The 14,635-nt window shown below is 36.1% G+C and carries 20 protein-coding genes; 5 read left to right on the forward strand and 15 right to left on the reverse strand.

The genetic code is table 11. The annotated features are described in order from the left end of the window. Positions 1-311: 311 nt before the first annotated feature. The 13 genes from HW275_RS11540 to HW275_RS11595 all read right to left on the reverse strand — a co-directional run bounded on the left by HW275_RS11540 (position 312) and on the right by HW275_RS11595 (position 10,425). A complete protein-coding gene (locus HW275_RS11540; protein ID WP_178936693.1) occupies positions 312-2,705 on the reverse strand; it encodes a virulence-associated E family protein in 2,394 nt (797 codons plus the stop codon). Between the two features lie 15 nt (positions 2,706-2,720). Next, on the reverse strand, positions 2,721-4,823 hold the full coding sequence (locus HW275_RS11545; RefSeq protein WP_370464354.1) for a DNA polymerase: 2,103 nt from the start codon (positions 4,821-4,823) through the stop codon (positions 2,721-2,723). Continuing rightward, complete coding sequence (locus HW275_RS11550; RefSeq protein WP_178936694.1) at positions 4,762-5,328, reverse strand: DUF2815 family protein; 567 nt, start codon at positions 5,326-5,328, stop codon at positions 4,762-4,764. The genes HW275_RS11545 and HW275_RS11550 overlap by 62 nt, the downstream gene beginning before the upstream one ends. Position 5,329: 1 nt before the next feature. Continuing rightward, positions 5,330-6,520 (reverse strand): DUF2800 domain-containing protein, encoded by a 1,191-nt coding sequence (locus HW275_RS11555; RefSeq protein WP_178936695.1) that lies wholly within the window; start codon positions 6,518-6,520, stop codon positions 5,330-5,332. Then, positions 6,520-7,065 carry a hypothetical protein gene (locus HW275_RS11560; RefSeq protein WP_178936696.1) on the reverse strand — a complete coding sequence of 182 codons (546 nt, stop codon included), beginning with the start codon at positions 7,063-7,065 and terminating at the stop codon, positions 6,520-6,522. Before HW275_RS11560 ends, HW275_RS11555 begins: the two co-directional genes overlap by 1 nt. An 83-nt stretch (positions 7,066-7,148) precedes the next feature. Further along, the gene (locus HW275_RS11565) at positions 7,149-7,379 is read right to left on the reverse strand and encodes a hypothetical protein (protein ID WP_178936697.1); all 231 of its coding nucleotides are present in this window, start codon (positions 7,377-7,379) and stop codon (positions 7,149-7,151) included. Between the two features lie 18 nt (positions 7,380-7,397). Then, complete coding sequence (gene dnaN / locus HW275_RS11570; RefSeq protein ID WP_178936698.1) at positions 7,398-8,555, reverse strand: DNA polymerase III subunit beta; 1,158 nt, start codon at positions 8,553-8,555, stop codon at positions 7,398-7,400. Next, positions 8,545-8,811, reverse strand: coding sequence for a hypothetical protein (locus HW275_RS11575; protein ID WP_178936699.1), 267 nt, complete (start codon positions 8,809-8,811; stop codon positions 8,545-8,547). The genes dnaN and HW275_RS11575 overlap by 11 nt, the downstream gene beginning before the upstream one ends. Beyond that, positions 8,795-9,004, reverse strand: a complete 210-nt coding sequence (locus tag HW275_RS11580) for a hypothetical protein (RefSeq protein WP_178936700.1) — start codon at positions 9,002-9,004, stop codon at positions 8,795-8,797. The genes HW275_RS11575 and HW275_RS11580 overlap by 17 nt, the downstream gene beginning before the upstream one ends. After that, positions 8,938-9,705 (reverse strand): hypothetical protein, encoded by a 768-nt coding sequence (locus HW275_RS11585; RefSeq protein ID WP_178936701.1) that lies wholly within the window; start codon positions 9,703-9,705, stop codon positions 8,938-8,940. Before HW275_RS11585 ends, HW275_RS11580 begins: the two co-directional genes overlap by 67 nt. Before the next feature lie 11 nt (positions 9,706-9,716). Then, on the reverse strand, positions 9,717-9,890 hold the full coding sequence (locus tag HW275_RS12615; protein ID WP_370464355.1) for a hypothetical protein: 174 nt from the start codon (positions 9,888-9,890) through the stop codon (positions 9,717-9,719). Between the two features lie 63 nt (positions 9,891-9,953). Continuing rightward, positions 9,954-10,076 (reverse strand): hypothetical protein, encoded by a 123-nt coding sequence (locus HW275_RS12495; protein ID WP_255460108.1) that lies wholly within the window; start codon positions 10,074-10,076, stop codon positions 9,954-9,956. 1 nt (position 10,077) lies between these two features. Beyond that, positions 10,078-10,425, reverse strand: a complete 348-nt coding sequence (locus HW275_RS11595) for a hypothetical protein (RefSeq protein WP_178936703.1) — start codon at positions 10,423-10,425, stop codon at positions 10,078-10,080. A gap of 117 nt (positions 10,426-10,542) precedes the next feature. On the opposite strand from HW275_RS11595, the gene HW275_RS11600 reads away from it, so the two are divergent. Continuing rightward, positions 10,543-10,809 carry a hypothetical protein gene (locus tag HW275_RS11600; RefSeq protein WP_178936704.1) on the forward strand — a complete coding sequence of 89 codons (267 nt, stop codon included), beginning with the start codon at positions 10,543-10,545 and terminating at the stop codon, positions 10,807-10,809. Here the strand turns inward: HW275_RS11600 and HW275_RS11605 are convergent. Next, on the reverse strand, positions 10,787-10,948 hold the full coding sequence (locus HW275_RS11605; protein WP_156436617.1) for a hypothetical protein: 162 nt from the start codon (positions 10,946-10,948) through the stop codon (positions 10,787-10,789). The two genes, HW275_RS11600 and HW275_RS11605, sit on opposite strands and share 23 nt — an antisense overlap. Before the next feature lie 95 nt (positions 10,949-11,043). Then, positions 11,044-11,292, reverse strand: coding sequence for a helix-turn-helix transcriptional regulator (locus HW275_RS11610; RefSeq protein ID WP_178936705.1), 249 nt, complete (start codon positions 11,290-11,292; stop codon positions 11,044-11,046). 166 nt (positions 11,293-11,458) lie between these two features. Between HW275_RS11610 and HW275_RS11615 the strand changes: the two genes are divergently transcribed. The 4 genes from HW275_RS11615 (at position 11,459) to HW275_RS11630 (ending at position 14,482) form a co-directional block, all read left to right on the forward strand. Next, positions 11,459-11,890 (forward strand): helix-turn-helix domain-containing protein, encoded by a 432-nt coding sequence (locus tag HW275_RS11615; protein ID WP_178936706.1) that lies wholly within the window; start codon positions 11,459-11,461, stop codon positions 11,888-11,890. A 25-nt stretch (positions 11,891-11,915) separates the two neighbouring features. Next, positions 11,916-12,629 carry a hypothetical protein gene (locus tag HW275_RS11620; RefSeq protein ID WP_178936707.1) on the forward strand — a complete coding sequence of 238 codons (714 nt, stop codon included), beginning with the start codon at positions 11,916-11,918 and terminating at the stop codon, positions 12,627-12,629. A 109-nt stretch (positions 12,630-12,738) separates the two neighbouring features. Then, complete coding sequence (locus HW275_RS11625; protein WP_178936708.1) at positions 12,739-13,338, forward strand: DUF4352 domain-containing protein; 600 nt, start codon at positions 12,739-12,741, stop codon at positions 13,336-13,338. Between the two features lie 115 nt (positions 13,339-13,453). Continuing rightward, positions 13,454-14,482: a site-specific integrase gene (locus HW275_RS11630; RefSeq protein WP_178936709.1), complete on the forward strand. Its 1,029-nt coding sequence runs from the start codon at positions 13,454-13,456 to the stop codon at positions 14,480-14,482. The last annotated feature ends 153 nt before the right edge of the window (positions 14,483-14,635 follow it).

Consider the following 14,635-nt stretch of genomic DNA (forward strand, 5'->3'; position numbering starts at 1 on the left):
ATATACGCATATTTATACTCTTTAATCTCTTTAATTCCTTTATTTTGTACTCTATATAGGAAAGATTGTAGTCTTTGTTGCCAATTATACTGTAAGTATGATTAATAAAGGGTTTATGCGGCAACAATCTCGGCAACAAAGTCGGCAACAGGCAACAAAGTTCATTTTTTTAATTATTTTTGCGGCAACAAAAGTTTGTTGCCATTTTTGAGTTTGTTTCCCATTTTGTTGCCCATTTTGTTGCCATTTTCACTCTTTAATTCCTTTAATTTTAAAAAGTTCTAAAAAGATTGTAGACTTTGTTGCCCGTCCTATGTTTTTATCCTTTTAAACCCTCTCTGTTTCCCGTAACTCCCATATCTCAAAGGGTGTTTTATCCGTTCCCATCCTTTCATATTTTCCAATATTCCGTTAATCTCAATACTGTCCGAATTTCTTATATACCCTTTTTTCATCCCAAAGCACTCAACTAATATCTCAACTGCGCATACTGTATCACGAAGAACCAACTTTATTCCTGACTTATCTGCTCCTGAATGGAAAAAAGCTCTTCTTTCTTCATCCCATAAACGCCAGTCTTCCGGTACTTCTTTTTCCAAAAATTCAAGGATAATCCCCTCTTTAACATTTACTATCTTGTGCTCTTCCTGCTTCTGTTCCGCTATCTTTAACGCCTCTCCAGTTAAAAATAAATCTGTTCCGATAATATAATTTGTATAGGATTCCGCCCATATCTGATCAACCTCATTGTCTAGATTATCCCAAATGCTCTTCCTAGGCTTCGCAATCCCAACTTCAACCGGCCAGAACCTTCTGTTCCCTGTCCTGTCCCTCAGAAACTCCGAATCGTTTGAAGTTCCAAAGAACACGCACCGCCTAGGGTATCTCTCTGTAACCCTTCCGTAAGCCTTACGGTATATGTCGTCCTGCTTACTTAAAAACTGCTTTATCAAATTGGTTTCGCTTCGGTTAAACCCTGTAAGCTCCCCAAGTTCATTAATCCATGTTCCCTGAATCATTTCAGCAGCTTCCTTGCCCTCAAAAGTCTGAAGGCTGTCAGAATACCACCCTTTTCCAAGCTTTGCTAAAAACGTGCTTTTACCGATTCCCTGCTTTCCAGTAAATATTGGCATGTAATCATACTTGACTCCGCCCTCAACGGCTCTCGCAACTGCAGCCGCCAAAGATACTTTCATTACTTCCCTTGTATAAATGCTGTCCTCCGCACCGAGATAGTCTCTCAGAAGCGTTTCCACTCTAGGCTTGCCGTCCCACTTAACGCTCTCCAGGTAATTCCTTACGCTGTTGTATCGTCTTTTATGGGAAACTAGCAGAAGTGCGTCATTGACCTTGTTTTCTCCGGTAAGGCCGTACCTGTTTTCAAGATAGTTTCTTAAACCGCTGTCATCCACTTCCTCGTACTGTCTTACCTCATTTCTGCTGTCCCATGGTGTGGCTCCCGTAACCATAACCCTGTTTGCAAATTCATCTATTGCAAACTTTCCTTTAAGGTTTACGTCGTTCTCCAGTACAATTTCTATATTTTTTATAGTCTTTAAATACTTTCCATTCTCATTTTCTGCCAGCAGGATCATCCACTCAATGTCCGTGTCCTCGTCATCAATTGTCGTAAAATCCTGTGCCGCCTTTTCGTACCGTTCCTTATTCAGTATTGCCGACACTTCTTTCACTCCCCTTGCAAGTCTTGACATTTCAGTAAATGAAGGCAGCTTGCTTGTAGGCGTCCCTTGCTTTGAATCCTCGTCTAAATCAAAAAATTTATGGAGTCTTACCATATCGAAAGCATTACATAGTTTCCCACCACAAGGATCTGTTGCATGGTGCGAATAGACAAAAACATCATCGTAAATTATTGCCCCGCCAAACGTACTCCCCTGAGTATAAGTCATTCTTTTACCATCATCAGAAATTTCATACTCTTCCGGAATAAATTTTTCCACCGCTTCCACTATGGTAAAAGTTTTACAGAAAGCCCCAATCAGTCCGCTTTTCTCTAATGGATTTTCCTGTTTTTTAAGAAGTCTTTCTGTAACTTTTTCAGCTCCGGGAACTTGTGGCCACTCACTCATATTTTTCCAATCATCATACAAGCCAAGTGTACCATCAACTGATACTGGCGGATTATCAAGGTTAAAAGCGTAGTATATTTTATAGTTCACATCCTGCGAACAGCTTGGCCAGAACATAAGCCTTGCGGGTTCAAAAGTTGTAGGGTCGCACATTTCAATCCCCAATCTCTGGGCAACTTTTCTTGATACGGGTTCATACTCGTCAGGTGTCATATCCCTGTCTGTAAGAAACATAACTCTCAATCTCGGAGCAGCTTCAGAATGCTTACGGGTGGGATGTATCACATGCGACACATTCAAAGCTTTCACTTTTTCCATAACTTCAGCTGTTTTCCCGCTTGGAATGTTGTCAAGATCCAGGGTGATTAACGAACGGCTTAATAAATTTGTGTTTTTTCGCTTCCCGTCTTTTAATTCTCCAGCAACGAATCCGCCAACATCTTTCAGATTATCCTGCTGAGATTTTCTCAGCTTCATAAAACTTTCATATGTTTCAGTTGTCCTTGTAGGATTTTCAAGTCTTTTAATAAATTCGCTCCACAGTAGCTTTTCAGTTTTCCAGTGTGATTCTCTCCTGCTTCCAGCGGTCGATATTATTATTTCCCTGTTTGTCATTTTTTCCTCCTTTCGTTAATCTTTTTTATAATACGATGTTTCAAATCCGTCAGCCCTTAATATAAGCCCCTCAGCCCATTCAATATCCCGCCCCATTATTTCGCATACTTCATCTACAGATGTTTCCATAGGTGCTTCAATGACCACTTCATCGTGAATGTGCATTACGATTTTAAATCCTTTTTCAGTTAATCTTTTTATTGATACCGCAAGGCAGTCTCTTGCTATAGCCTGAACTACATTTTCCGTTAGTTTTCCGCCATAGGTTTCAGTAATTTCCCATTTTCCGCTTGTCTGATTGCTCGATTTGTAAGTTATAACTTGCGAACCCCAGCTGTTTTCCCTAGTTCCAGGGTTGGCATAATATAATTTACGCCCACTTGGAAGCGTTATGGTGAAAAAATCCATACCATTTGCCAAATCACCTTCCCTACTTAGTAACAGGTCTTTTACTGCCACCCTTGAGCCCGATTCAATTACATCTACTGCGGCGTTTCCAAGGCTGTACCATAAGTCAACTATTCTGCGGTTTGAATTTCGCCACATCCGTACTATTTCAGGCAGCTCTTCCTGAGTAAGCCCCATGTCTATCGCACCCATTGCGGTCAATGCACCTGGTCCGCCTTGATACCCCAGTGCAAGTTCAGCAATTTTCCCTTTCTGCCTCAAATGATAATTTTCTTTACCTTTTGCGATTGATTCAATTGGAACTCCAAACATCTGTGAAGCTGACGCCTCATAAATTTTTCCGTGAGTTCTAAATACTTCAGTTCTCCATCGCTCTCCAGCAAGCCAGGCAATCACTCTTGCTTCTATTGCCGAAAAATCTGCGATTACAAACTTCTTCCCCTCTTCTGGAACAAAAGCCGTACGTATTAGCTGTGACAAAGTATCAGGTATGTTGCTATATAAAACGCTTAACGTATCAACATCTCTTCTTTTTACAATTTCCCTTGCGTCGTCAAGATCTGCTAAGTAGTTTCGTGGAAGATTCTGAACCTGGACAAGCCTTCCAGCCCAGCGTCCGGTACGGTTGGCTCCATAGAACTGTAAAAGTCCTCTTACTCTTCCATCATTTCCTAACGCTTCTCTCATTGCCACATATTTTTTAGTACTTGTCTTGCTAAGTTCCTGCCTTATCTCAAGCACTTTTTTCACATCTCCTGAAGTTTCATCAATCAGTTTTTTCACAGTTGCTTTTTGTAAGTTTTCTACTTCTACACCATTTTCTTTTAACCATTTTGACAATTGAGCCGTACTGTTTGGATTGTCGAGCTTTGTTATCTGTCTTGCAGTTTCCATTAAATGCTCATTCCAGGTATCACTTACATACAAAGCGCTATCAACAAGTTCTGTATCAATCTTGATTCCGTTTGTATTCATTCTTATGTCTGTTCTCCACAAATCCCACTCAAATCCAGGAACAACGACGCTTCTAAGTTTATCGGCAATTGCCATTTCTGCCACAACATCCTGCCTGTTATACTCGATATACAGTTGCCATTTTTCAGGTTCATGGTGCGGCATATTTCTGGTTCTCTCACCGTTTCTCTTTGAAGGCTTACAGGGAACACTGAAGTATTTTATAAGAGCCTTCCCTGTTGCTGATTTTTTCTTGTCATCCTTAAATCCTAGTGCCTTACCAACTTTTTCCAGTCCGCCAGGATAGCCTGCATAATACGCATGAATCATTGTACACTCCCACTGATTTAATGATGTTGAATACCCAGCCTGATTAAGACAGTACCACTCAAATGCGGCATTGTAGGCTCGCAGTAAAGTTTTCCCATCGTTTAATCTTTCAATTATTTCAATGGGAATCTTTTCCCCTTGAGCTAGATCCACAACTTTTACATCAGAACCGTTTAGCGAATAAGCAAAAAGAAGGATTTCAAAATCATCACTCTGAGCATATTTATAAAGCCCCGCTTTTGCTATATCCACACTGCTGAACGTTTCGATATCTATGTTTAATACATCCATCTGATTTTTATCCTTCCTTAGTCTGGAATAACTACGCAGGATAAAAACTCCTACGCAGTTATCTAAAATTCTATTAATATAAAGCGTCATCTTCGTCATCGACAACATCAAAATCCTGTTCGGCGGTTCTTCCACCTGCAAGGCTTTCTCCGTCCTTAATTTTCTGTACGTTTCCTAATCCTGCACCTATTCCTTTTTTCCCTTGGAACAAATACGGGAAAAAATTAACCGCCACATTTGCGTAACATCCGCTGTAGATTTCACTCTGATCTGTTATAGGCTGCACTCTTCTGTCAACTACTTGTGGAGGATAGTCAACTTTTACAGAGGCCGTAAAAACCCAATGCCCTTTACACTCAGGACCAAACGGGTCTCCACTATTATTCACACCATCTCCGTCCCAAATTGGGGTAAATACTGTATTTGGCATTTTTCCTCCCCATTTTTCTGATACTCCTAACTCTGTAGCGGCTTTTATTGCTGCATCTATTTTCTGTTTTGTTTCCACATCAGTTTTTGGCACAAGAATCGTTGTACTGAATTTCTCCTCTGCCCCTGGTGTAGCCGCATGCGGTTTAAATACATGCACAAAGCTTAATCTCCCTCTTACTGTTATTCTAGTTCCGTTTAAATTTTCCATTCTAATCATCCTTTCCATTATTGTCTAAATTTATAAAATCATCACTTGCATTGATAACATCATTTACATACGGAGCCCTTTTATCTGACTCCGGCACTAATGTAGGTTTACCTTTAGGTTTTATTATGAAATCCCCTACATACTCATTGAAATCTTTTTTCCCTATTACTCCCTCAAGCTGTGTCAACGTAAGCACTTTTCTTTCATACATCAGCTCTTCTGCAATTCCTTTTTCCTTCAGAACTTCCATCGCCTTCTCAGTATCTGAAAACGCTCTTACAGATCTGCCCTCGACAACTTTCCATCCTGGCACATACTCTCCTCGAAGTATTGCTTGCTGGCAGTAATTCTCAATATCCTTAACCCATTTTACGACATCCCTTGCCCTGTTAAGAATTTCCCCTATTTCTTCATTGCTTAATATGTTCCCTTTAAGTTTCATCTCTGTTTCAAGCGACATATTGGCTTCTGCCCTAGCCCTGCATATTGCCTTTGCCCTGCAGAACGTACATTGCCCAATCTTAAAGTCGCCTTCACCATTAAACGCTTTTTCAGCGTTAGGCTTGACTTCGTTTTCTGCCCATTTCACAAGTTCGTCTGCTGAAATCTCAAATATGCTTACAATGTCCAGTCTCGGCTGTATAATTCCCATATTTATATTTTCAATGTCATTGAACAGTGAAAATTCAAGATAAGCTCCTAGTGAATAAAGCATAAGCTGTGGGTTATCCTGTGCTGATACAGGCACACCTTTCCCATACTTTAGATCACGTATGTATAAAGTGCCATTATCCACTGTAACAAAGTCGCAAGTCCCAAAACCTTCTGGAACATATTCACTAAAGTCAACTTTTTTTTCAATCTCAGCCGTACCTGGCTTATCAAATGACATCAGAAGCTCCTTTATATTATCCACATAAACATCTGTGTAGTTTTCCATTTCAGGTTTGTACAGCTTATATGATTTCAGCTTTTTCATTTTGCTGTTGAATGCCCTTTGCGACATCGGAGTTGTATATTTTAACAGTTTCAGCTCCGATATTTCATGAGCTAAAGTTCCCTCTTCCGCATACTCGCTTGAACAATCAGGGAACATATCCTCAAGCCTTGCACTGGGGTTGCAGTTCATCCATCTGCTGGCCCCGCTAGCACTAAGCAGGGCGTGGTTTCTATCCTTGTGGTTTCCTTCCATTAGATTCTTACTCCTAACTCTCTTAAATTATCCGCAAAACTTTCGTAGTTTTTAGGATCTAGGTCATCCAGTTTTTGTATCTCGTAAACTCCTCTTATGAGATTTCTTAATTCAGCACCTTTTCCAAGCCTTGACATTTCAGCACATCCAGCTCTTAACTGTTCAAGTGTTAAAGTTGGAACAGCTGCTGATGGAACACTTGCTTCTTCTTTTTTAGGCGCTTCTGTTTCTACAGTTTTGGCTTCTGCTCTCGGCTTCTCTTCAACTTTCTTTTGAGCTTTTTCCACAATGTTCTCAGACTTTTCCGCATTGTCATTTTTCTCTTCAACTTCTTTTACATCGTTAGTCTGCCAATTTTTCATCTCTTGTTTAACATACTCATCTTCTGCACGTGTCGTCTGCATAAATTTCTGAATTTTTCCAACTACTGTTCCGGCAGGATTTGAAATAGTTGTTGTATTTCCTAAAAGCAGTAACGCCTCTGAAAATTTCTCAATTATCGGTTTGCTTCCTTCTTCAATCTCGATCACTAATTTTAATTCCATTGTTTAATATCTCCTTCATCAATTTTATAATTTCATCTATTTTGCTTTCATTTGACAATTGTTTTTTTGTACTTCCAGTTTCATTATTCAGCACCTTCTTTGTCCTTTTTTATGTACTCCTCAGCACTTACCCATTCAATATTGTCAAAAGCGAACTCCACCATTTTTGCGATTACATCCACCTTGCTCCATCCAGTTTCATCTGACACAGTGTCAAGCAGGGTATGTGTCGCTTTCCTAATCCTGATAGGGTAGCCGTAATCCTTTTCATATTTTAATACCGGTCTTTTTGGTAGTTTTAACTTTTCTGCCATTTCTTTTATCCTCCTTAATTAATATTCTCTCAACGCCAAAGGCATTGTCAGATATATCCAGTTATCATCAGTTTCACCTTTTATGAGTACAGTACTTTTATTGTTTAATATTTTCATCACTGCCGTTTTATCCTTAACTTTACCAATAAAGTCAATTAAAAATTTTACATTCAATGATATTTTTAAATCCTCTCCAGTGTAAAGTGTTGCGATTTCTTCTTTAAATTCCGAGTATTCATCAATTGATTTTATTGCCAGTTTATTTCGGCTAAAATCAAATATCGCACCATTTTTAGCTTCCTTGTTGCCTTTTGCTATGGAGTAAGCCCTCTTAAGTACAGCAATAAAATCTTTTGTATGAAGAATTGCTTGTTTATCCACATTCAAATTCTTAATTATAGTTTTATAATCCGGAAACTCTAGCCTAGTTAATTCAGACACAATTTCAATTCCCGCTAACTTAAACAAGATCTTATCTTCGCCACAAGTGATCAGCACTTTTACTCTAGGTATTATTAATTTTGATTTCATAGACTTAACAATCCCGTCAATCGCTTTCAAAGGAACGCTTGCATTAAGTCTTTCTCCTGGGTGTCCCTCAACATTCTTTAAATCAATTTCAGCGTAGGACAATCTGTATGTATCTGTTCCAGCGGCTTTCAATTTTTCCTCTTCGTACTCAAGTCTTACACAATTCACTGCCTCATTTTCAGAATTAACTGAGGCAGAGAATTTTACATTCTCAAAGAGATTTTTCAAATCTGATATTCGCACTGAATAATATTTTAGTTTGTCTACCCCAACCCATACCGGGAACTCCGCATCCTCCATTAAGGAAATTGTACTTTTAGAATTTTCCGTTTGAATAATCATTTTATCTTTTTCAATTGCTATGCTGACATCAGTATCAGAGATGACCTTTAATAAACCTTTAAAGATTTTGCACGAAACCACAGCTTTCCCATCCTTATTTACTCGTCCCAATATTTCAACTTTTGCAGCCATTTTCAGATCCGTAGTTCTCAAAATCAAGGTGTTTTCCTTTCTGTCTGTTTCGATACAGACTCCTTTAAGGTAGTCTTTCCCTATTCTTTCACTGCTTATAAAATTTTCCACGACTTTAACGGCTTCCAAAAGCTCCCAAGTTTTAACTGTCGCATTTAACTTATCTGACATGTTGCATTTTTCCTTTCTTAGTGGTATAATTACTTAGTTTCTTTTTATATGTTGTCGATATTTGCAGTATCGGCATTTTTTTTCGCAGAATTTCTAAATTATTCAGCATTTTTTCCTGAAGATGTAGTGGCAACTTTTTAAACTCTTCCAATATCCATTCTGTCTTTTCTGAAACGCTTCCATGCACCATCACATCAGCATAATGAATTTCACCATTTATTCCTATCGGAACATCAGTCTCAGTCAAAGTTCTCATTTTCTATTTCCTCCCTTCTATCTCTGTAAAGCTCATCAAGTATCATATAATAATCCTCTTCTGATTCACATTTAATAGTTCCATCTATCAAAAGTTCATCTTTATCGGCTTTAATTTCTCTCATTTCTATACCTCCACTTTTTTTCCTTGAAGCTTCATTTTCAAAGCTGTTTTCCTGTTGTATCCTATCCATCTGATCTTAATTCCAGCCTCCTCAAATTTCAGAAGCTCCAACATATCCTTTTTAAAGTCAGGTTCTCCGCCTTCTATAATGACATCTTTTATTTCTTCAAATTTCCTGTCTGTCTTCGTGATAAAAGTTTTCATGTACATCCTGTTGTTTTTACTAAAATCATTCAGTTTGTCCTGGATTTGCTTTTTAAATATTTCATAGTAGGCAAACAGCACAATCATCTCTTTCAAAGCCTTCTCGGTTTCTTTGTAATTGCTTTTCAGATATTTACCAAATCCGAACTTTAATTCCATCAGTTCTTTTTGATACATCTTGGAAAACTCAACAATCACAAATTCATTTTTAAAATCTTTTATCTTACGCTGGTTCGGATTCTGCAGATCCTCATACTCATATTCCTGTATGAGCCTGCTTACAGCCCTGAAAGTTCTTTGAATAATGTCCTCAAGCTTAAAAGTGCACCAGAGGGTATTTTTCTCAGTCAGCACAGGTATTTTTGTATCGCCATTTACAAGATTTTCGTCCGTAATGCCCGGTATGTTGAAATAATTTCTGTAATGCTTGCACAGATTTGACAACGCCATCATTGAGAAAACTTTTGTCTTTTCGTTCTTCTGTGCTGAAAACTCTTTATAGTCCAGTGCCTTTGACACCAGTTCCCGCTTTTCTTTCTGCTTTCTTAATTTCCTTTTTAATTTCATAACCTGCTCCACTATTTCAATTTCTTAAAAAACCAGTTCCACCAAAGAAGTACAGCCAGCAGTATTGGAAATGCCAAGTTTCCTCCAGCAACCCATCGCCCTTTTTCCTTAATCACTTCCAGCTGTATAAGAACTGTCATTGTTATCAGGAATATTATCTTTATCAGATTTTTCACTGTCAGCATTTTCTCCCTCCCATTTTTTAATCTCTTCCTTGTCCATTTCTATTTCAAGTTTTTCCCTGACTGTCATTTCGATAACCCAACCTTTCTTACAAGTTTCTTGATTCTGTTCTTAATTTTTCTTTCTTCCATTTTTCTTCTTGTTTCTTTATTTTGATTGTTTACCATTACTAAAGCATCATATCTCATTTTAAATTCCTCCAAATTTCATTTTTAAAAACTCTTCATATGTTATCCCAACGTACTTTTCAACTTGAATACGTTGAATATCGTAATCCCAATTGTGCTTCCCAGCCCTTCTTCTTGCTTGCTCATCTTTTTCATCCTTGAATTTTGGTATTGCAGTTCCAAATTTAAGTCTTCCTGTCTGTAAGCCGACTCTTACATATTGCTGCCCTTTTCCAACAAATTCAGCGGCTTCCTTTATTGTCAATTGCAATTTTGTAGCCTGTTTCCTTATCCAGGATTCCGAAACTTCCATAGCTTTTTTCCTTTCTGGGATTGCCGTCCCTTTAATTTTTGGTGTTTGTTTTCTCATTACTTAGTCCCTTGACGATATTTATGCTTCATTTAATCACTTCCTTTTATTTTGATTTTCCTTTCCCTTCAAGGTATAATAAAAACAACTTACAACTGAAAGGAGGTTAATTTCATTATGGGTAAAAAATTTAATGAAACTTTGAAATTTTTAGGCCCTGAATATTCTGTTAAAACTGTTGACAAAGAACCTTGCGTTTACCTTAAATTAGACAAATACGATTTTGAAATATCAGGGTTAAATTCTAAAGGATCATACAAAGCCATAATCTATGTTTGGAATACTGACAATCGTCTTGACAGACAAGACATGCTGTACGCTTATTCCAAAGAAGAGTTAAAAGATATTTTAGATAGATTGATTACAAAATATTCTTCCATATAGGCTCTAAACATTTAAAAATTAAGATTAAATCGTCTCTTGTTAGTTCTTTTTCTGACATTAGGCGATCTAATTCTTCCATTTCTTCTTCCGTCCCTTTTGGTTTAAATCGTCTCCATTCATTTTTTGTTTCTTTTTCCATCTCTCCACCTTTCTTTATTTAATTTTTCTCGTTCCAACCAGCATTTTTTTAGATGTTTGCAATACTCATCAATTTTAACTCGCCTTTTGTTATTTTTAAGTTTTGTGTTTCATTATGTTGTCGTTTAAGAAACTTTTGTTTGAAAAAAAATAAACATTTGGATCTAAATTATACATCTTGCATATTTTTCTCACCTGAATCAAATTAAAGTCTGCACCTTTTCTGTTATTAATTTTCTTGCTGAAACTACCTTCAGACATCCCAAGTTGGGAAGCAACGTCCTTATTTTTTATGTTTTTTTCTATCAGGAATTGCTTCAATCTAATGTACATGTCATTTTTCACATCCTCTCCCAAATTATTTTTTGTTATCACTTACGATAACACAAGTGTATCACAAAAAAGTTTCTTTGTCAACAACTTTTTTAAAAAAATAACAAAAACTTGCTTTTTCTGAAACTTGTGGTATAATACTACTGACAATAAAGAATTTTAAGGAGGTGATAATTTTATGCAAAATGTTAAATTTAAGTACGGTGATAGATTAAAAGAACTGCGAAAGCCTATCGGACACCCAGAGAATAGTTTGAGCATGGATGATTTATGTAAAAAACTCTCATCTAAATTTGACTTAAAAATTAATAAGAGTATGATGTCTCGTTGGGAAAATGGAACAGCAGTTCCAGATAATAAACACATAATAGCATACGCTAAATTCTTTGATGTTGACATGAATTATTTGATAGGATTAACAAACATAAAACGTAAATTGTCGGACATTAACCTTGGTGGAAACGCTGACTTGGATTCCAAAATATCTGATATAGTAAATATGTTAAACCGTTTAGATGTCGATAAAATTACTATTATTTATGAAATGTTACTGAAATTCATAGACATGGATATAGGGACATTAACAAGTTATAACAACATCATAAAATAAAATTAAAAATGGAGGCTAATATAAAATGGTATTTGGTAACTATAATAATGGTGTAAGCATGTATAATCCTGGGGATTCTATCGTAGGATTGAACATAATGATAAAGAAAAACAACAAAAATTATGAAATTTTTACTCAAGGAGTATTTTTTAGAGAAAATGATGAAATGGGGCTCATCGTCCCTAAAAACAATGAAATCTTAGATTTTGACGGGGACATCGTTGTAACTGTTATTGGAAAGTATCTTACTCAAGAATTAGAGTTCAATGTTTCTTCAAGGGTTCATGTTGGGCAAAGTGATTATTTAATGTACATTCCCCTTAACGATTTAAAAGTGGCAGGAAATGAGATTGTGCATAAAAACAAAGTTTACAATAAAAATATACTAACTAGCATAAGATATTGTATGAGAGCTAATTTCCTACAACCAAGCCAGTGGAGTGTACAATATATTACATACAGTTATTTAGGCGGAGCTTCTAAAAACCCAATATCAAACAATGTTCTAGTGTTTTTAGATAGAACTGACACAGGGCATTCTGTAATCGCAACTTGGGATGTCCATATGTTCGACGGAAGCCCCGCTGTGTATATTGCCAATGATAATTTTGGAAACTCTAGGTATTATATTGGGGGAATTATAATTTCTAATATTACCACTTTAAATAAAGCAAATAATAATATTGGAATTTTTGTTGATTGCAACGAAATTACCAACCTACTATCAGATGCGTTATAATAAAATCATCGCAACAAAAACTGTTAAACTTAGCAGATTAACTTGGATAAGTTTAGTTAAGAAAACGATTATCGGATTTATAAAACCACAATTATAGAAAGGAAGAATTATGGCAAGAAAAATTATTGGAGAGGACGGAAAGATCTATTATGAGAAAAAACCTATCTACAAGCGATGGTGGTTTATTTTACTGGTTGTACTAATTGTAATTGGGATTATTGGAAATATAGGAAAAGATAAAAACAATGTATCCAGTACAGCTAAAACATCAACACCTAACGAGAAAGATAAGATTGAAAAATTTAAAATAGGAGATACTGTGAATACTAAAAATATTGAACTTACAGTAAACGATAAGACTTCGGCATCTAGTGTTAGCGATAAAAGTGGTTTTTTATCATTCAAACCTGATGGAGAGGATAATAAATTTTTGATTCTACACGTTACAATAAAAAACATATCGAAAGAGATGATTTCTCTTGATTCGGGAAGTTTCCAGCTTTTTTCAGAGGACACTCAATATTCGCCTACTATGATTATGGTGGATGATGGGTTAAACTACGATAGCATTAACCCTGGGGTCAAAATCAAAAAGCGGGTGTTTTTTGACATTCCAAAAGGTATTGCGGATTCAAAGAATTTAAAACTGAAACTTGGAAGTACTTTTTTCTCTAACACAGGTGGAAATATAGAAATTGATTTAAAATAAACAAAAAAATAGCCCCTACGGCAATAGGGACTAAGCAATGTGATATACTCACAAACACCAATAGAAGTATATCACACAAACCTTTAAAATTCAATACAAGGAGTGTGATTTTTTTATGAAAAATCCAAATGGATATGGATCCGTTATAAAACTGGGTGGAAAAAGAAGAAAGCCCTTTGGTGCCAGAATTACAACTGGTTATAGCAATAACGGAAAACAAACTTTTAAATATATAGGATATTTTGAAACAAGAAAAGCGGCTATGCAGGCCCTCGCTGAATACAATGCCAATCCCTATGACATAGACCTGGAAAAAATTACGATTAGAGAGGTTATGGATAGATTTATTAAAGAAAAGGAACAAACAATTGAAAATTTAACATTAAAGTCTTATAAAATGTATTACAGGTATTTAAAGCCGCTGCACAATAAAAAAATTAGAGATGTAAAAACTATTGAACTCCAAACTTTTATCGACAGTATGCCTCAACTCTCGACTGGAACTTTGAAGAATTTAAAATCATTTATTGGACTGGTGCTAAAAAAAGCTATGGAACTGGATATTATAGATAAGGACTACAGTCAGTTTATAAAACTTCCTAAACATAGAAATAAAATTGAAAGAAAAGTATTTACAGAAGAGGAAATTGCTATATTATGGACTAATCTGAACGAATTTGATTACGTTGATGTAATTCTCATATTAATTTACACAGGTATGAGAATAAATGAACTGTTAAAACTTCCAAAAGAAAATATAAACCTTGAAGAAAATACTATAATTGGTGGAAATAAAACTAAAGCAGGTAAAAATAGAGTAATCCCGATACACCCCAAAATACTTCCACTTATAACTAGAAGAATGTCCAACAAAACATTTTTCCTAATCCCAAATAAGTCAGAAGAAGGATATTATCTATACAATAATTTCAGAAAGAATGAATTTATGAAGATAATGAAAAAACTGGGAATGGAGCATACTGTACACGATACAAGGCACACCTTTGCAACAATGATAACAGATGTGTCAACTAATGAGAGTGCGATAACTCAGATTTTAGGCCACACTAATATCAAAATGACAAGAAAGTACACTCACACTAATATTGAGAAAATGAGAAAGGAAATGGAGAAAATAAATTAATAAATGCAATACCGGGAACAAATATCCTGGTATTTTTTATGCATAGCTCGCTAGCAAATTTGTATACTACTTGTATACTACCGTTAAAAAATTACGTATTTTTACAGAATTTTCTCTAAAAATTTAAAAACTATTAAATCTCTGAAAGTCCTT

The organism is Leptotrichia sp. oral taxon 223, assembly GCF_013394795.1.
Lineage (GTDB): Bacteria > Fusobacteriota > Fusobacteriia > Fusobacteriales > Leptotrichiaceae > Leptotrichia.